At 49.6% G+C, this 17228-nt stretch carries 14 protein-coding genes and 2 pseudogenes; 12 read left to right on the forward strand and 4 right to left on the reverse strand.

Features of this window, described 5'->3' with window-relative positions:
• Positions 1–78 precede the first annotated feature (78 nt).
• Positions 79–1086: pseudogene (locus KZ483_RS12190) on the reverse strand (ATP-binding cassette domain-containing protein); the annotation flags it as partial.
• Positions 1087–1322: 236 nt separating this feature from the next.
• Here KZ483_RS12190 and KZ483_RS12195 point away from each other — a divergent pair.
• The gene (locus KZ483_RS12195) at positions 1323–3908 is read left to right on the forward strand and encodes a X2-like carbohydrate binding domain-containing protein (protein WP_220352889.1); all 2586 of its coding nucleotides are present in this window, start codon (positions 1323–1325) and stop codon (positions 3906–3908) included.
• A gap of 130 nt (positions 3909–4038) precedes the next feature.
• Here KZ483_RS12195 and KZ483_RS12200 read toward each other — a convergent pair whose 3' ends face one another.
• Both KZ483_RS12200 and KZ483_RS12205 read right to left on the reverse strand, forming a co-directional pair.
• The gene (locus tag KZ483_RS12200; protein WP_220352890.1) at positions 4039–4725 is read right to left on the reverse strand and encodes a hypothetical protein; all 687 of its coding nucleotides are present in this window, start codon (positions 4723–4725) and stop codon (positions 4039–4041) included.
• Positions 4726–4794: 69 nt separating this feature from the next.
• A complete protein-coding gene (locus KZ483_RS12205; RefSeq protein WP_220352891.1) occupies positions 4795–5523 on the reverse strand; it encodes a HEAT repeat domain-containing protein in 729 nt (242 codons plus the stop codon).
• A 281-nt stretch (positions 5524–5804) separates the two neighbouring features.
• On the opposite strand from KZ483_RS12205, the gene KZ483_RS12210 reads away from it, so the two are divergent.
• From KZ483_RS12210 to KZ483_RS12220, 3 genes are all read left to right on the forward strand, one after another.
• On the forward strand, positions 5805–6338 hold the full coding sequence (locus KZ483_RS12210; RefSeq protein ID WP_220352893.1) for a cysteine hydrolase family protein: 534 nt from the start codon (positions 5805–5807) through the stop codon (positions 6336–6338).
• 254 nt (positions 6339–6592) lie between these two features.
• On the forward strand, positions 6593–7711 hold the full coding sequence (locus KZ483_RS12215) for a nucleotidyltransferase domain-containing protein (protein WP_220352895.1): 1119 nt from the start codon (positions 6593–6595) through the stop codon (positions 7709–7711).
• A gap of 35 nt (positions 7712–7746) precedes the next feature.
• A complete protein-coding gene (locus tag KZ483_RS12220; RefSeq protein WP_220352896.1) occupies positions 7747–8157 on the forward strand; it encodes a VOC family protein in 411 nt (136 codons plus the stop codon).
• Between the two features lie 35 nt (positions 8158–8192).
• Here KZ483_RS12220 and KZ483_RS12225 read toward each other — a convergent pair whose 3' ends face one another.
• Positions 8193–9233 (reverse strand): hypothetical protein, encoded by a 1041-nt coding sequence (locus KZ483_RS12225; RefSeq protein ID WP_220352897.1) that lies wholly within the window; start codon positions 9231–9233, stop codon positions 8193–8195.
• Between the two features lie 575 nt (positions 9234–9808).
• Between KZ483_RS12225 and KZ483_RS12230 the strand changes: the two genes are divergently transcribed.
• The 8 genes and pseudogenes from KZ483_RS12230 to KZ483_RS29115 form a co-directional block, all read left to right on the forward strand.
• Positions 9809–10270 (forward strand): VOC family protein, encoded by a 462-nt coding sequence (locus tag KZ483_RS12230; RefSeq protein WP_220352898.1) that lies wholly within the window; start codon positions 9809–9811, stop codon positions 10268–10270.
• A 257-nt stretch (positions 10271–10527) separates the two neighbouring features.
• Positions 10528–10923 (forward strand): helix-turn-helix domain-containing protein, encoded by a 396-nt coding sequence (locus tag KZ483_RS12235; RefSeq protein WP_258881668.1) that lies wholly within the window; start codon positions 10528–10530, stop codon positions 10921–10923.
• Positions 10924–11023: 100 nt separating this feature from the next.
• Positions 11024–11599: a dihydrofolate reductase family protein gene (locus tag KZ483_RS12240; protein ID WP_220352899.1), complete on the forward strand. Its 576-nt coding sequence runs from the start codon at positions 11024–11026 to the stop codon at positions 11597–11599.
• A 376-nt stretch (positions 11600–11975) separates the two neighbouring features.
• The gene (locus KZ483_RS12245) at positions 11976–12794 is read left to right on the forward strand and encodes a collagen-like protein (protein WP_309568664.1); all 819 of its coding nucleotides are present in this window, start codon (positions 11976–11978) and stop codon (positions 12792–12794) included.
• A 121-nt stretch (positions 12795–12915) separates the two neighbouring features.
• Positions 12916–13179 carry a DUF72 domain-containing protein gene (locus tag KZ483_RS12250; protein WP_258881669.1) on the forward strand — a complete coding sequence of 88 codons (264 nt, stop codon included), beginning with the start codon at positions 12916–12918 and terminating at the stop codon, positions 13177–13179.
• A gap of 88 nt (positions 13180–13267) precedes the next feature.
• Entirely contained in the window at positions 13268–14845 is a 1578-nt protein-coding gene (locus tag KZ483_RS12255) for a glycoside hydrolase family 43 protein (RefSeq protein ID WP_220352901.1), read from the forward strand.
• A gap of 275 nt (positions 14846–15120) precedes the next feature.
• Positions 15121–16275 carry a glycoside hydrolase family 88/105 protein gene (locus KZ483_RS12260; protein WP_220352903.1) on the forward strand — a complete coding sequence of 385 codons (1155 nt, stop codon included), beginning with the start codon at positions 15121–15123 and terminating at the stop codon, positions 16273–16275.
• Positions 16272–17183 (forward strand): annotated as a pseudogene (locus tag KZ483_RS29115) (pectinesterase family protein); the annotation flags it as partial. The gene KZ483_RS12260 and the pseudogene KZ483_RS29115, both read left to right, overlap by 4 nt.
• Between the last annotated feature and the right edge of the window lie 45 nt (positions 17184–17228).

Here is a 17228-nt window from a genome sequence, read left to right on the forward strand (position 1 = left end):
GATCCAAAATATGGCCTCTCGAAAATGTCTCAAATCGATGCAAGCGCTCTACAGTGAGCTAGCGGCCGCTATCGAAGATTACAGAACCTGCCGCAGAAATTGGCCGGTATGGGACGCTTCAACAAGCGCCACCTGCTCCGGCGTGCCGGCAGCCATGAGCATTCCTCCTGCATCACCGCCTTCGGGACCGATGTCTATGACCCAGTCCGAATCGCGGATGACATCCAGGTTATGCTCCACCGCGATGATCGTATGGCCGGCATCCACCAGCTTGTTCAGAAGGATCAGCAACCGGCGGGCGTCAACGGGATGAAGACCGGTAGTCGGCTCGTCAAGCAAATAAAGCGTATGCTGTTTCGTTTTACGGTTAAGCTCTTTCGCCAGCTTGACCCTTTGACATTCCCCGCCGGACAACGTCCGCACGGACTGTCCCCACTGCAGGTAGCCGAGACCGACCTCGCACAGGAGTCTGATCGATTCAGCTGTTTTGTCATGATCCCGCAGCAGGGGGAGGCTCTCCTGAACCGTCAAGTCAAGCATGTCAGAGATCGTGCAATCTTTGTATGCTACCCTCAGCACCTCGTCCTTGAACCGTCTTCCGCGGCAAGCTGGACAGCGGACCTCCACATCCGGCAGGAAAAACATATCCATTGGGACGACGCCGAGTCCCTGACACGTCTCGCACCGTCCGCCGGGCGTATTGAACGAGAAGTGCTTTGGCGAAAGGCCGCTTTTCCTCGCCTCCGGCAGGGCTGCAAACAGGTTCCGCATCATGGTGAACACTTCCGTATAAGTCGCAACGTTCGACCGGCTCATCCGGCCAAGAGGTGACTGATCGATTGTGATGATCCCGCCGACCGCAGCGAGTCCGGTGATCTGATGGCAGCCGGTCCTCGGTTGGTCATCTTGGCCGCCGGCGGCAAGCAGATCAAACAACAGTGTCGATTTACCGGAACCTGATACGCCGGTTACCGTAATCAGGCAGCCCAGTGGAAACGAAACGGTAACTCCTTTCAAATTCCGGGCGGCAGCCTCGTGAATTGTCACGAAATCGCCGCTGCCTTTCCTCCTGGTACGAGCCGCTGCATGACCCGTAGATGCACTTTTTGCATGAAAATGTCTAAAATATACCTGAAATCTAATCCAAATTGTCAGGTATGGAAAGGATTTGGTGCGTGATAATATGTAAGCGTATTCACAAAAGGTTGCTGATGTAAACGGAAACGGAAACGGAAACGGAGGAGGTGCTGGATTCAACAAACCGGCAAAAGAAGCTCACAAGCTGCACTTCATCATTTTTAAAACTTGAGGGAGGTATGACAATGACACGAAAGCTGATCAACAAGCTTTGCATCCTGGTGCTTACCGCAATTATTACGGGCACATCTTTAGCCCAAATGACGCCGAAGGCGAATGCGGCAGGCAGCGAAGCTTATACGTGGCGTAATGTTAACACGGGAGCCGGCGGAGGCTTTATACCCGGCATTATCTTCAACACGAAAGAGCAGAATTTGATCTACGCCAGAACGGATATCGGAGGGTTATACCGCTGGAATCAGACCGACCAAAGCTGGACTCCGCTGCTTGATTTTGTGGGAACAAGCGACTGGTCGAAATTAGGCGTCGACGCACTGGCGACCGACCCTGTCGATCCAAACCGGTTATATATTGCCGCAGGTACCTACACGAACGAATGGGATCCCAACAACGGGTATATCATGCGTTCGACCGATAAAGGAAACACCTGGCAATCGACACAGCTGCCCTTCAAGGTCGGCGGCAATATGCCCGGACGCTCCATAGGGGAACGTCTTGCGATCGACCCGAACAAGAACAACATTCTTTACTTTGGGGCCCGAAGCGGCAACGGTCTGTGGAAGAGTACCGACTACGGGGCAACATGGAATAAAGTGACGAGCTTTACGAATACGGGTACTTATGTTGAGAACCCCTCCAACAGCTATCAAGGTGATATTATGGGTCTGGCATGGATCACGTTCGATCCTAGCACCGGCACTTCCGGCAATGCAACCCAGACCATCTACGTCGGAGTAGCGGATAAAGGGAACAGCATCTACCGGAGTGCGGACGGCGGGGCTACCTGGTCGGCGGTTCCCGGCCAACCAACAGGATTCCTGCCGCATCATGGCGTGTTGTCCTCGAATGGGAACCTGTACGTTACATACAGCGACGGCATCGGTCCTTATGACGGCGCCAAGGGCGATGTATGGAAGCTCAATACAGCGACCGGAGCATGGACCAATATCAGCCCGGTTCCAAGCAGCAGCAGCGACAACAGCTTCGGTTACGGGGGTCTTGCGGTTGACGCGCAGCACCCGGATACGTTAATGGTCGCGGCCTTGAATCTCTGGTGGCCGGACACGCAAATTTTCCGCAGCACCGACGGAGGCGCGACCTGGACCCGGGCTTGGGACTGGGGGGCTTATCCGAACCGCACCTTCCGATACACGCAGGATATATCAGCAGCGCCTTGGCTGGATTGGGGCGCAACCCCCTCGCTGCCGGAAGTGTCTCCGAAGCTGGGCTGGATGGTCGGGGATCTGGAAATCGACCCGTTCAACTCGAACCGGATGATGTACGGCACAGGCGCTACGCTTTACGGCACCAATAATCTAACAACCTGGGACAGCGGCGGCCAAATCAACATTTCCGTGATGGCTAAAGGAATTGAGGAGATGGCCGTGCTCGACCTGATCAGTCCACCGTCAGGCGCACCTCTGATCAGCGCGGTAGGAGACGTTTCCGGCTTCCGCCACGATGATTTGACGGTCGCTCCAACGAAGATGTTGATCAATCCGGATAGTACAACAAGCCTCGATTATGCAGAGCTAAACCCAAGCTTTATCGCGCGGGTAGGCAAAGCGAATTATTCTGCCAACTCGAACGCCAAATCGATCGCACTTTCGAGTGACGGCGGGACGACCTGGTCCAACCCGTCTTCGGAACCAAGCGGCACGACAGGCGGAGGCATGATTGCAGTTGCAGCCGACGGCAGCTCCCTGGTCTGGAAAACGCAGGATATCGGCGTATTCTACTCGAAGACGGGTGGAAGCTCCTGGACGGCAAGCTCTGGCGTACCCGCCAACGCGGAAATCGCGGCCGACCGCGTGAACAAAAATAAGTTCTATGCATATTCTGGTGGAAGTTTCTATATCAGCGCCGACGGCGGCGCCACTTTTACGCAAACCTCGGCTGCAGGCTTGCCAGTCCAAGGAGCGCTGAACTTCAAGGCTATTCCGGGTGTGGAGGGCGATATCTGGCTTGCTGGCGGCAGTGATGAAACCGGCCCATACGGCCTCTGGCACTCAACTGACTCCGGCGCTTCATTCACGAAGCTGGCAGATGTCGAGAAGGCCGATGTGGTAGGGTTTGGCAAGGCGGCGCCGGGTAAAACGTATATGTCGCTGTACGTATCGGCCCAAATCGATAGCGTAAGAGGCATTTTCCGTTCAGACGACGCAGGTGCCACATGGGTTCGCGTCAACGACGACCAGCATCAGTACGGCGTATTGAACAGCGCGATTACGGGCGATCCGAAAGTTTACGGCAGGGTATACGTAGGCACGAACGGTCGGGGTATCGTATACGGCGATCCCGCCGTGGGCAGTACTCCGATAATGAATTCAAGCATTACGCCGACAACGGCGACATTCTCCAAGAAAAGACCATCTGACATTCAGGTTACCATGACGCTCAATGGTAATACATTGCTCGGCCTCAAGAACGGAACCGCATCGCTTGCAATGGGAACAGATTTCACCGTTTCGGGCAATACGGTAACGATTTCGAAGAGCTATCTGGGCAATCAGCCATTGGGTACGACGAGCTTAACGTTCGATTTCAGCGCGGGGACAGATCCCGTCTTAGCAGTATCCATCGTGCGGTAGCCGTAGTCGAAGCAATAATAAAACTAATGAACAGAATGGGAAAAGGACCAAGGCGGATAAGACGCGCCTTGGTCCTTTTTCTGCTCTGCCAGGGCGATAGCACCCTGCCTTCACCTCTTGTCAAAATTCGCTAGATGCTGAACCCGGGATGCGTCGCAAACGCGTTATCGATGACCAGGTTTCCGCGTTGGCGGGCACGCTCTCTCATTGCGGATGTCGTACGGGCTCCGGCAGCGTAAAACCACCATAAATACAAGGCTCCGTACATCCAGGCCCCTTCGTAACCCCAGTTGGAGTCCGCCCCGCTTTTTCCCCCGCCGAACACTGAGCCGGCCGGAAAGTTGGCGTTGTGGCTTTTGCCGCCCTGGTGTCGAGCTTCGTGAATAAGCGTTTCCGCACGTCCTGGGACATCTTTGGAATAGAAGAAACCTAAGTATAGTTCAACCCGATCATCTACGAAGAAGCCGGAATATGATCTTGCTATTGCGCTGCCGTCTCCGCATAGGGAACGCAAATCGTCGATGTTGTTCCGCACATAACGCCTGCCCCAATTCAGTATCGGAGAACTCCAGCTCTCGTTGGAATAGTCTTCCGCGGAATATGTGAGAAGATAACAGGCGTTGAAGGCACGGGCGAGAGGCAGATTAGTGTTGCAGGGATCTTCCCAGCCGAAGCCGTCATCCCAATAGTTTTTATTTCCGCTGAAACCGTAAGTATTCCAGAAATAATCGATGTAGGCCTGATTGCAAATAATGCTTCCGTACAAATTGTCCCCGCTTGCGTTTTTATCGGGTACCATGAATGTGCAGCTTGCCATGATTCGCCTCCTAAACGTTATGTTTGCGTCGCAGAGAAATTGAGCGGCTTCACCGCGTCATGACCCCGTTTATAAATGGTTCCTGTCCGGGTCGGCCGGCGGCGGCAGTTCGTCTTTATCGCGGTTTACAATATGGAGTCCGCCTTGCGCTTGCGGAACACGCCTTACGTCGGTACGCTGGATGTCCATGATATGGCGGTCTTTCTCATCTATGGTTTTTAACAGTGTTTCGCGGGCATCTTTGCCGCCATACGTTAAATAGCCCTGGATTGCGGCTCTCTTGATCGAGAAATTGTCATGGGTTGAATACTTAAGCAATAATTCCCTTGCGCATACATCACCCTTCGCCGCTAATCGGGTAACGGCTTCCACCGCAGTAGTCCGGATTATGACTTCTTCCCCGACTGTGCTCAGACTATGAGGGTCCTCCGATCTCTCCGGCGGAATGGGGGAGCTGAGAATAGGCTCAAGCGCGGATAAAGCGGAGGGTTCGTTCAGATCCGACAATAGCTGCACCAACGACCACCGGTCCAAATACTGGTCGGACGACAGATGACCATACTCGGCAGCGACAATGGAGGCAACCTCTTTTGCCGAACGAGACAGCTCGGTGAGTGATTTGCGGTATTTGATTTCCGCATCGGCTCCTACTCCTCCCATCCTGTTGACCGTCTCGGTAACCTTCTCGTTAAGGGGATTGTCGGGGCTGCCCTTGAAGCTGAAGGTTTGCGGTTTTATCTCGAGGCTGAAAGAATGATCTTTTGCTACTTTCGGGGAATCGTTACTCTGTTTTCGCACAATTTACCTCCTACACTGATATCGCCAAATTCTGCGTTTGCAGCTCTGCATCGGGTTTGGCACTATCAGTGTATGATGGAAAAAATTAGATATTCTTCTAAAAATTAATCTAAATATTCCGAAAATTCAGTTCAATTCAAGGCTAATTTGATTATGAAATAATCTCTGATAAACAACCCTTGTCCGGCTCGTTTGATTGTTTTCTGTACAATTTACACAAGAATATATGTTCGTGTATAATGAACAGGAGTATTATTTTAACCTTGGAGGTGTGCTCGTTTATGAAATCGGATACGGCTCTGCTGGTAATTGATGTTCAAATAGGAATGTTCCCTGAGCAAGACCCTGTGTACGATGGTGAAGGTTTACTTCGGCGTATAAGTGGGCTGATTAAGAAAGCTAGAGCGTGCGATGTTCCCGTTATATATGTTCAACACAACGAAGGCGAAGGAGAACCGCTGGAAACAAATAGTCATGGTTGGAATATTCATCCCATGATCGCTCCTGCTTCGGGAGACATCGTCATTCAAAAGCATACCCCCGACTCGTTCCATGAAACGAATCTTCAACACGAATTGACGAGGCTTGGGATTAAGAAGGTAGTTTTAACGGGTATTCAAACGGATTTGTGTGTCGATGCGACATGCCGCCAAGCCAGTAAGTTAGGATATGAAGTCATCGTCGCAGGGGACGCTCACAGCACATGGGGCCAAGGTAATCAAAGCGCACCTCAACTGATAGAGCGCTACAACGGTATGTTTCGGTCGTTTGCTGACATCCGGAATGCATCGGATGTCGAATTTTGCATAGAGTAAGAGATATTTATAGTTCATGGGAATACATGCCTTTGATCTGCAATAACGATAGCGGAGGAGCTTGCGACACGGCAGCTCCTTTTTTCGTTTGTTCGAAGGGAAGGTGATATAATTTGTTTATATAAATGGAAATTCATCATGTTAAGTTCAATTTGCATCTTCGCCAGCTTTCGGATTGGTTATTGAAGCGGTGCCTATTTTCAGCGTTGGGGAATTAATTTAGCCAGACAGTGTAGAAAGAGGGGGACTAGCAATTGTTCAATGTATTTGACGTTTCTGATGCGTTGGTGAACCATATTCGTACAAGCTATCCGGATGATATTGCGATCATTGCTTACTATGGGTCATATGCCCAAGGAACGGCCACAAAACGGTCAGACCTGGACTTCTTCTTCATCCCGGCAACATCAAGAGGTTACCGCGCAAGCATCCAGTTCATCGTGAATGAGATTAGCTTCGACTTCTGGCCTATAAGCTGGGAACGGGCTGAAAATATGGCTGCATTGAAGGAACCGAATACGACAATCATCGCTGATTGCCACCTGCTCTATGTTCGTTCCGACGGTGATCAAGCTCGCTTCATGAAGCTGAGAGACAAGATCAGGGATATGTGCGATCCAAAGAATGGACGATTGTTGACAGAGAGGGCGGAAACGTTGCTTTGCGATGCCAATACTCATCTAAATAAGATGAGCAGCAGCAACGATAACGATATGACCTTCTTTCGTTTGGAAGCTCACGCAGTTTTGACGAAAGTTCTCGAGAGCCTTGCTCTGCTGAACGAGACCTATTACACAGCAGGCTGGGGTAAAAACATGGATCAGATTTTGCTGCTTCCATTCAAACCGGCGCGCGTTGAAATGCTTGTTGATAAAATTATAAAAGCACAGGAAGCTTCAACGGCCCGGCAGGCTTGCGAAGAGCTGCTGAGCGAAGCACTTAAACTTGTTTTGATTAAAAAGGAAACCTATGCCACCGCCTCTTCGTACCCAGACAGAATGTTGGGTTTTTACGAAGAGGTAAAGGGGGTATTGGACAAGGTTGCGTCGGCCTGTGAAAGGAACGATTATTCAACTGCCTACTACTGGGCTATCGGTGTGCAGGATGAAATCGCCCGATTTCTTTATTTCGCTGAAAAGGGGCAGTGGCCGGGCCAATTAGATGATGCTTCGGCCTACCATGCATTCTACAATCAGTTCCAGTTTCCCGATCTTATTAAGCTTCTTAATCCTGACGACTTAACTCCTTTACTAAAGGCTGTTGGAAATCTGAACTACCTATTAGAACGTCATCTCAAAAAACATGAAGTCAAAATCAACCGGTTTGAAACGATCCGGGAATTCGAAGCGTTTCTTAATGATAGAAAAGAGTAACGAAATCCCGAATAATGAGAAAGGAGGGGGCTTTTATGAATGGAAAAGCAGGACTCATTCACCATATAGAAATCAATGTTTCAAATTTGGAGCGTTCTTCTGAATTTTGGGGATGGTTTCTGAACGAAATCGGTTATGAACTGTTTCAGAAATGGGATGAAGGCATAAGTTGGAAGCTTGGAGATACATATCTTGTCTTCGTTCAGACAGGCGATAGGTACCTCAATGATTCTTTTCATAGATGTCGTATAGGATTGAACCATTTGGCTTTCCACGCCGAATCGCGTCAACAAGTCGATGTTATAACTGAGAAGTTACGTTCTCGAGGGACCGGGATTTTATACCAAGCCAATCATCCATATGCAGGAGGCAAGAACCATTACGCAGTATTCTTTGAGGATCCGGATCGGGTTAAGGTTGAACTAGTTGCTCCTCCTGATAGTTAGCAACGGATTAGTTTAGTATGACGCCTAACACCCCGCTACTTGTCAACGATTCCCGGGTTGGCGGATAGTATTGCCTCGGAGGTCTTCCATAGTCTCGGAAGGAACTGGATGACATCCCTGGCACGGTGGATGAGGGTGCCCGCAGAGGTTATCCCTAGATCTGCAACGATCTCGTGGAATGCCGGAGCATGAACATTCAGCAGATGCGGGGCGTCTGCAGCCAGAATCTTGTGGCAGCGGGCAAAGGTCGCAACGATCCAGAAGATGGCTTCATGGTGATTGCCAGCCCTAATGAGTTCACGGCTTCCGTCGATTGCGACCGATCGTGATACGGCGGTGATATCAGTACTAAAGAAGAACGGTGTTTTTGCCGCAGCTGCGGCGGCGTCGAATGTATGTTCCAGATTGGTGAGATGCTGTTCGACTCGACTGGCAGTCAGATCAACACAGCCGAGCAATTTCAACAGATCATTGTAGAGGCCGGAGTGACCGTAATCGTCAAGCACGCCGCGTGCGGCGAGGTAGCGAAGCCTCACAGTGGGGTTGCGAAGAGCCGCCACCAGAAGAACGTGCGCGGTTATGCCGGTCGGGAACAGCCAAGCCGTCACCTGATCGTGCCACGGTGCCGAGATGTCGATAGCCCGCAAGGAATTCTCGACCCTCTGGGTGGCGTTCTCGCATCTGCGACGTACCCACCTACGGACTGCGAAATGGTGAGCCACCTGTGTTTGCAATAAGCGCAGATGTCCTGTGGGGTCGGCAATGATTGTGTCCACCCGGAAGCTTCCTGCCAAGTGGTAGGATGAGAGAACCTCCTCTACCGAGGAGAGCTCGTTCCAGGACAGATATGTGACCTCCAATAAAGTGTCACGAAAGATGAATTTCCCAAGCTTGAGGGGAGGCTCAGTCTGTGCGGTGACGATTACGATATCGACATCGGACGCCGGAGACAATTTTGCTTCATCAGACATCCCAACTGTCGAGCCGCTGAAATACGCGCCCCGAAACCAAACCTCCCGGCTGGCGTTATGCGTGACCCACTCGGCGGCTACGGCTCGTGCAGTTCCGATTCTCATGGACAGCATCCTCCATTTCGCCAATCATTTGTAATTGCGGTATCCCTAATATGAAACTTACGATTGCTATTTATTATAGTTAAATTTACAAAAATTAGTAGTCTGTTTATTCTCGAAAATATGAGTTATTATATAGGTATAAGGGAAGTAGGCTGCTGTAGCGGGCTTCTATTTCTCGTAGACTAACTGTAAACTAGCCGAATTCCTTGCAGTAAGGAATAACCGGCTTTTTTTATTCGACATCAGATTATCAAAGAGATGAAGAGCTGATCCATCAACTCTTACTGCGTCCGCGTGGTCGCTCAACTATCGGGCAGGTTTGTGAAATTTTTTAACGAATAAATAAATTCAAGGAAGGCTTCAGCCTCAAATACTCAGAATTGATCTGAGAACCAGCAATGGCGATCATCGACAAAGAATTTGAAGTAACTCTCGTTCTAGGGACCGGAAGGTGCAGGCAAGGAATATCGTGAACGGAGAACGGCACGGAAGCGAGAACGGATGCACTGAAAACGCAAGTGATAATTTAGTAATAAACAACGAAAATAGCTATTTAAAAAAGGAGAATGTAGAATATGTTGAGCAAAAAAACGAATAATGCGGATGTGAGCGGTTACTGTTGCATGAGATTTCCAGTCACGGATTTGAAAACGTCGGTAGATTTTTATTGCAATGTGTTGGGCTATGAATTGAATTCGGCAGATTTTCAGTTTGGGGAGGCACATGTTGCATTGAAAAATGGAAACGGGCCGAGTATTTTTTTGATGGAAACCAAACCGGAAGAGGTCACACAATTGAAGTTTGTATTTCCTCGTTCATTCTTTATCACAAGCAGCACGGGGCACGTGACGATGGTTGAGATGTTGACGAATAATTTGCTTGCTTTGCATGAACGGATTAAACAAGCTGGAGCCCATATTGATCAAGAACCTGTATTTACTAATGATTTTGGTTATTTCACCTTTTATGATCCGGATGGGCACTATATTCGGGCGGTCGAAGAAAAGGCGTGTATATCGACTTGTAACAAAGAATGAGTTCAATACTCAAACGGGATCTGACTGAGCATGTGAACTATGGGGGCTACTGTACAGCATCCCCTTCGCTCAGCTAGGGCAGCATAGTTGAATAACATTTGGGGAAATAAAGGTTTTTGGCTTTTATTTCTTGAACACTTAAAGATTATGACAACAATAAACTTTACTGTTTTGCCACCTTCACAGGCTTTAAGTAGGGATGTTGAATGCCTGCGCATCGCGGTGCACACAGGAAATCAGCCACTCGAGGTTAAGGTGTGTCCGAGTGGTTATCCGGGTATCGTGTTTCAGCTTGCAGGGACGAGCTCATCGAGTTGACGCTGGATTATATTCGCGATCATATCTCGAGTATTTCAGTGGAGGGGCTGGTAGCTGCTTTTCATATTTCGGAGCGGCAATTACAGAAGAGATTCGCCCGTGTCGTAGGCATGCCGCCGCAATTGTACATAAGGTTAAGGCGCGTCAATGAAGCATTACGATTGATGCATTCAGGGCAGTTCGAACGATTGTCCGACGTCGCCTATGCGCTGAACTATTACGATCAGTCTCATTTTATACGCGATATGAAGTTGTTCTCCTGGGTAAGCCCGAAACATATAGCGATGAAGGTTAGTGAATTTCATAGTGACCTGGCCGGGTCCTCATACTTGTAGAAAAAAGACGGTTTCGTCCAATTTTTTGTCACCCATTCCGGGTATGATCAGGTTATTCCATTAGGAAATAATTAACCAACTTACCAAGGAGTGATGAAGCATGAGCAAAATTAAAATGTTGAACCGAATATCGATCGACGGTTACTTTGCTAGCCCCACTGAAGCCAGTTTTGGTATGGATTGGTTTATTCATGACCCAGAGGTAGACAAAGCAGCGCATTTAATCGGCGGCAAGATGGACACGCTTATCCTCGGAGGCACGACTTATCGTGGATTTGAACGCTCCTGGGTGCCTGTTCTGAATGATTCCCATGCGCCCAAACATTTGAAGGAGATCGCTGAAGAGTTAACCGACATGACTAAAGTCGTTTTCTCCACAACAATCAAAAGTTCGAATTGGAAAAACACACAAATCTTCGATGGCAACCTGATTGAAGTCGTGCGACAATTAAAAGAAGACGCTGGCTCTGATATACTCGTGCTGGGCAGCGGCTCCATCATACAGCAGCTTGCGGAAGAAGGTTTGATTGACGAGTTTATATTTATCGTCACTCCCGTTGTTTCAGGTGGAGGCAAGCCTCTATTTCTGAATGTCGGTCAGTTTGGACTCACTCTGATGGAAGCGAAAGCGTTCGATTCCGGAAACGTCGTGCTCCACTACGAGCATAGGAAGTAGAGGTTAGCTCGAAAGACAGTGAAATTATTCTAGTTGAGAAACAGGTGGAAGGAAACATCATGCTCGGCGTCGGGTCGATTTAGTCAAATGTGGTGCGGAGTTGATTAAAGAAGTGGCTGAGGTCAACAAGCGACTGCCTGTCGTATTGATTAACGGTAATTTGCCTGGAGCCTCACTGCATCGAGTCATCATTGACAAATCAGCGGATGGCGATGCGTAGAATGGAATACCGAATAAGGCTAGGGTTTTTGTGGTGAAATTCTACCCTACCATTAACCCAATATTCTAAAAAATAGTTTTTAGTCTAGCCAATACCGGCTATTAGTCCATGCCTAAAATAAACGACTCACGTACACTAAACCATCTATAGAGGGAGGTGTCATTGTTGAGTTGTCCGGATAGAAAAAAACGGTTTAAAAAGAAAACCGTAAAGAGACGTCGTCATTGGGTTAATAAAAAAGTTATTAAAAAACAATGCCCGTGTCCCCCGCCTACTGGACAGCAATTACTTCAAGGACTTGCGGGAGCAATTGCAGAAGCTGGACCCGGAGGACTTGCAGGCGCACTTGGACCCCAAGGACAAGCAGGACTTGTGGGAGCGATTGGCGCACTTGGACCCGAAGGTTTTGCAGGAGCACTTGGACCCCGGGGACTAGCAGGACTGGCAGGAGCAATTGGCGCAATTGGCCCCGAAGGACTGGCAGGAGCGCTTGGACCCCAGGGACTAGCAGGACTGACAGGAGCAATTGGCGCAGCTGGACCAGAAGGTGGAGTATTAGGCTTTGCAGATTTTTTTGCCTTAATGCCTCCTGATAATGCAGCAACTGTTGCTCCCGACACGGATGTAAGTTTTCCGCAAGATGGTCCAAACAGTGGGACTGAAATTACCCGTGTAAATGCGAGCTCATTTAACTTGGCTGCAATTGGCACTTATCAGGTTTTGTTTCAGGTAGGTGTAAATGAGCCGGGTCAACTCATTTTAACGCTCAATGGCGCTGACCTGCCTTATACGGTGGTCGGGCGTGCAACAGGAACTTCTCAAATAGTAGGAATGGCTCTTGTGCAAACTTCGGTCATTAATTCAGTTCTCACAGTTCGAAATCCTGCCGGCAATGCCGCGGCACTCACGATCACTCCATTAGCTGGAGGAACAAGGTCAGTTTCCGCACACCTTGTTATTACGCAGATCGCATAAAGGGAAATCAACGTATTGAACGAAATACCACCTATCATCTTGTTGTGGGAATTGACATGGCAAAGGAAACCCATGTAGCACAAGCCACGAACTTCCGCGGAATAGTCCTTTCTATTTTAATTTGAAGGATTTCAGGGAGCAGTTGGGGGATATTCCTGTAGTAGTTGAGTTCCGCCATGAAGAGTGGATCGATGAGCGGATATTCGAATTGCTGGAAGACGAGGGACTTGGCTATGTCTGCGTGGACGAGCCGCAGTTTAAGACACTCGTGCCTCCGATGCCTTTGAGTTGTACGAATAGAACCGCCGCTGAGCAAAAAAAGGGCAGCAGCGGTTTTTTTGTGTGTAAAGAATTAAAAAATGGACAAAAAATGAGTATTTTTTAAATAATTCGTGAGTATTTGATAAGTTAGTAAGTGTCCACATGTGATAAAATGAAGACGTTTTTGAATGTTTATTTGGGAGGAATCATAAATGAGCACGACAATGAATCTAAATAATAGTCAACCATGGGTGTCGGACCAAGGAGACGGCACGTTTATCAATCCGGTTCTTCATGCCGATTATTCGGACCCTGACGTAATCAGAGTCGGAGAAGATTTCTATATGACGGCCTCAAGCTTCAGTCATCTGCCGGGACTGCCTATCCTGCACTCGAAGGATCTGATTAACTGGAAACTGATCAATCACGTTATGCAGAGTATGGATTTGCCGGGTTATGATAAGCCGCATCACGGTAAAGGCGTTTGGGCTCCGAGCATCCGGTTCCACAATGGCAAATTCTGGATATATTATGGTGATCCGGACGTCGGTATATTCATGACTACTGCTGATGACCCGGCGGGGCAATGGACGCCACTCCACTTGGTTAAGGAAGGGAAGGGATTGATCGATACTTGTCCGTTCTGGGATGAAGACGGTCAGGCTTATCTGGTGCACGCTTTCGCGCACAGCCGCTGCGGGATCAAAAGCAAATTAAACCTTTGCCGGATGTCTCTCGACGGAAAGAGTCTGCTTGATGACGGACAAATTATTTTCGACGGCACCGTTACCCATCCGACATTGGAAGGACCCAAGATGTATAAACGGAACGGGTATTACTATATGTTCGCACCGGCCGGCGGAGTCCCGACAGGCTGGCAGATGATTCTGCGTTCGAAGTCGGTATTCGGTCCGTACGAGGATCGGATCGTCCTTCATCAAGGAGATTCACCGGTGAACGGCCCCCACCAAGGCGGGTGGGTGGAGCTGGATTCGGGTGAATCATGGTTCCTTCATTTCCAGGATAAGGATGCGTATGGCCGCATTATACACCTGCAGCCTGTCAACTGGGTAGATGATTGGCCGTTGATGGGTGAAGACAGTAACGGTGACGGTATCGGCGAACCGGTGCTGCGGTTCAAGAAACCGGATGTAGGAAGGGAATATCCGGTAGAAACACCGGTCACTTCTGACGGGTTCGATGATGCGGTGCTCGGCCTTCAGTGGCAATGGCAGGCAAACCCGAAAGCTGATTGGTATAAGCTTGGAGAAAGACAAAGCCATCTGAGACTTTATGCCGCACCGCTTCCCAGCGACGCCGCTACCTTATATGATGTCCCACAGCTGCTTCTGCAGAAATTCCCCGCTCTCCGCTTTCAAGCGACGGCAAAGCTTGATTGTCATGCGATGGTCCAGGGAGACAAAGCTGGACTCATTATCTTCGGCTATAGCTATGCTTATTTGGGACTTCGGCGCAGCTCAGACGAAGACGGCGGTGGCCTCATACTATTCAGGGCGGAAGGGGACGCCAAGCAGGAGACCGTATTATGGTACACGGAAGCTGCAGTCGAAACGGTCTATCTTCGGGTCTCGGTTGAGGAAAATGCATTATGCTCGTTCAGCTTCAGCACAGACGGGACAAACTTCACAGCTGTTGACGGGCCTGCGTTCCAGGCTAGAGAAGGGCACTGGGTCGGTGCGAAAGCCGGTTTGTTCGCGATCCATGACGGAACGCAGCAGGGCGCGGGCGGATTCATCGACGTTGATTGGTTTCAAGTTACAGGGTTGTAATTTTCGGTTAAGTTGTTACGCGCGTTTCCTTGCCGCCGCTCCGCGCGGCCGGCGGGGAAACTTTTTTTTATATCAATGAAACGAATGAACGGACCATATGACAAGAAAAGAAAATTCGAAGCGAATAGTGACAGAAAGCGATAAAGAAAATATTACTTTAATTCGTTAAAATGATAGCGTTAAACATTTTTTTCTGCCTGAATTCGGAGGGTAGGTTGTCAGTATCGTTCGAGGGCTGCGTGCTTGATGCTAAACAGGAAAGGGATGAGTCTGATATGAATAAGCTGTTAACAGGCCAAGCGTCCATCGGGTGGGCGCAGAAAACGGCCGAGACGATTGTAAACGAATCGGATAATAAAGGGTATCACTCGGAGCTTGCGAAACGATGGGCGTATGTTCCGGGCATGATGCTGATGGCCCTGGGCCGAACAGGGGAGCAATATGGAATCCCTGAGTATTCTGATTTCATGAAGAGGCACATGGACTTATTCGTTCGTGAAGACGGGACGATTTACTCCTATTCGCTGGAAGAATATAATCTTGACCAAATCAACCAGGGCAAAAACCTGTTCACCCTCATGAAGATAACAGGGGAAAGCCGGTATGAGAAAGCGGCGCATCTGCTCGCCGCTCAGCTGCTCGGACACCCGAGAACATCCGGCGGAGGGCTCTGGCACAAGAAAGTATATCCGTTCCAGATGTGGCTCGACGGCTTGTACATGGCGATGCCTTTTCTGGCGCAATACGCGAAGACATTTGAGCGTCCGCAGCTCTTCGATGAAGTGGCGCATCAGCTGTTATTGGTAGAGCAGAAAACCCGTGATCCGAAGACCGGGCTGCTGTATCACGGGTGGGATGAGTCCAAGGAGCAAATATGGGCTGATCCCGTTACCGGCTGCTCGCAGAATTTCTGGAGCCGTGCGATGGGCTGGTACGCGATGGCGATAGTGGATAGTCTTGAGCATTTTCCGGTCGATCATCCAAAGCGGGGAACGATAATCGGCATATTCGAGCGGATGTGCCACTCGCTTTGCCGTGTTCAGGAGAGAGATAGCGGATTATGGTTTCAGGTTCTGGACCAGGGCTTCCGGGAGGGGAATTATTTGGAGGCTTCCGGTTCAAGCATGTTCGTTTATGCGATGGCAAAAGGGCTGCGATTACGTTATTTATCGGGTAATTTTCATTCTAACGCAGTCAGAGGTTATCAGGGTATTCTGGACCGGCTGGTCGAAGAGGACGAATCCGGCGTTCATCTGCATTCGATCTGTCATGGAGCCGGTCTAAGTCTCGACCGAGACGGAACTTACGGATATTACATCAGAGAGCAGGTCGTATCCGATGCTCATATGGGCATGGCGCCATTTCTGCTGGCAAGTTTGGAAATGGAACGCTATCATGCGGCTATGACCGGTGAAGAGGCCAGTGCATGATTGTTGCTGCGGATGGAAGCGGTGATTTTACAAGTATTCAGGAAGCGATTAACGCCATACCGTCAAATAATTCGAATCTTGTAACAGTGTTCATTAAAAGCGGCGTTTATAAAGAGAAGCTTCATATCGAGAAGCCCTATATTAGGCTGAAGGGTGAGGATGCGGAAAGAACGGTCATCACTTTCGACGATTATGCGAAGAAGAAATTTCCTGACGGTACTTATTATTACACCTTTTATTCATATTCCGTTTTTATAGGTGCAGATGACTTTCAAGCCGAGAATCTGACATTCATCAATTCCGCCGGAAGAGGGGACGCAGTCGGGCAGGCGCTTGCGGCGTACATCGATGGAGACCGTGCTGCATTCAAGGACTGCCGGTTTATAGGCTGCCAGGATACCGTCTTCACCGGTCCCCTGCCGGAAGCTCCTGTTGAGAGAGCCACTTTCGGAGGGCCCAGAGATCAGGCGCCGAGAAGAAAGGTGCGGCAGTATTACGAAAGATGCTATATTGAAGGAGATGTGGATTTCATATTCGGATCGGCGACCGCCGTGTTTAACCGGTGCGAAATATTTTCCAGAAACCGGCTTGCCGGGCCGGCAGAACGGTCGGGTCCTTCGTACACCAACGGCTGGATAACGGCGGCATCTACGCCTGAAGACGCCCCGTTCGGTTATGTTTTTACCGAATGCAGCCTCACTGGAGATGCGCCGCGACAGTCGGTTTATCTCGGAAGACCATGGAGAATTCATGCGAAAGTCGCCTTTCTGAATTGTTGGATGGGAGATCACATCAAGCCCGAAGGATGGCATAACTGGGATAAGCCGGCGAGCGAGCGGACAACCCGTTACTGCGAATATAACAGCTCGGGACCCGGGGCGGCTGCTGCCGCTCAGCGTGCACCTTGGTCTAGTATGCTGACGATTAAAGAGGCTGATGACTATTCAATCGCA

It is taken from the genome of Paenibacillus sp. sptzw28 (genome assembly GCF_019550795.1).
Classification (GTDB): domain Bacteria; phylum Bacillota; class Bacilli; order Paenibacillales; family Paenibacillaceae; genus Paenibacillus_Z.

What these genes read in the sequence shown, in the direction of transcription:
- KZ483_RS12195 (WP_220352889.1), top strand. Translation starts at nt 1,323, where the DNA reads ATGACACGAAAGCTGATCAACAAGCTTTGCATCCTGGTGCTTACCGCA.
- KZ483_RS12200 (WP_220352890.1), bottom strand. Translation starts at nt 4,725, where the DNA reads ATGGCAAGCTGCACATTCATGGTACCCGATAAAAACGCAAGCGGGGAC.
- KZ483_RS12210 (WP_220352893.1), top strand. Translation starts at nt 5,805, where the DNA reads ATGAAATCGGATACGGCTCTGCTGGTAATTGATGTTCAAATAGGAATG.
- KZ483_RS12220 (WP_220352896.1), top strand. Translation starts at nt 7,747, where the DNA reads ATGAATGGAAAAGCAGGACTCATTCACCATATAGAAATCAATGTTTCA.
- KZ483_RS12225 (WP_220352897.1), bottom strand. Translation starts at nt 9,233, where the DNA reads ATGAGAATCGGAACTGCACGAGCCGTAGCCGCCGAGTGGGTCACGCAT.
- KZ483_RS12230 (WP_220352898.1), top strand. Translation starts at nt 9,809, where the DNA reads ATGTTGAGCAAAAAAACGAATAATGCGGATGTGAGCGGTTACTGTTGC.
- KZ483_RS12240 (WP_220352899.1), top strand. Translation starts at nt 11,024, where the DNA reads ATGAGCAAAATTAAAATGTTGAACCGAATATCGATCGACGGTTACTTT.
- KZ483_RS12255 (WP_220352901.1), top strand. Translation starts at nt 13,268, where the DNA reads ATGAGCACGACAATGAATCTAAATAATAGTCAACCATGGGTGTCGGAC.
- KZ483_RS12260 (WP_220352903.1), top strand. Translation starts at nt 15,121, where the DNA reads ATGAATAAGCTGTTAACAGGCCAAGCGTCCATCGGGTGGGCGCAGAAA.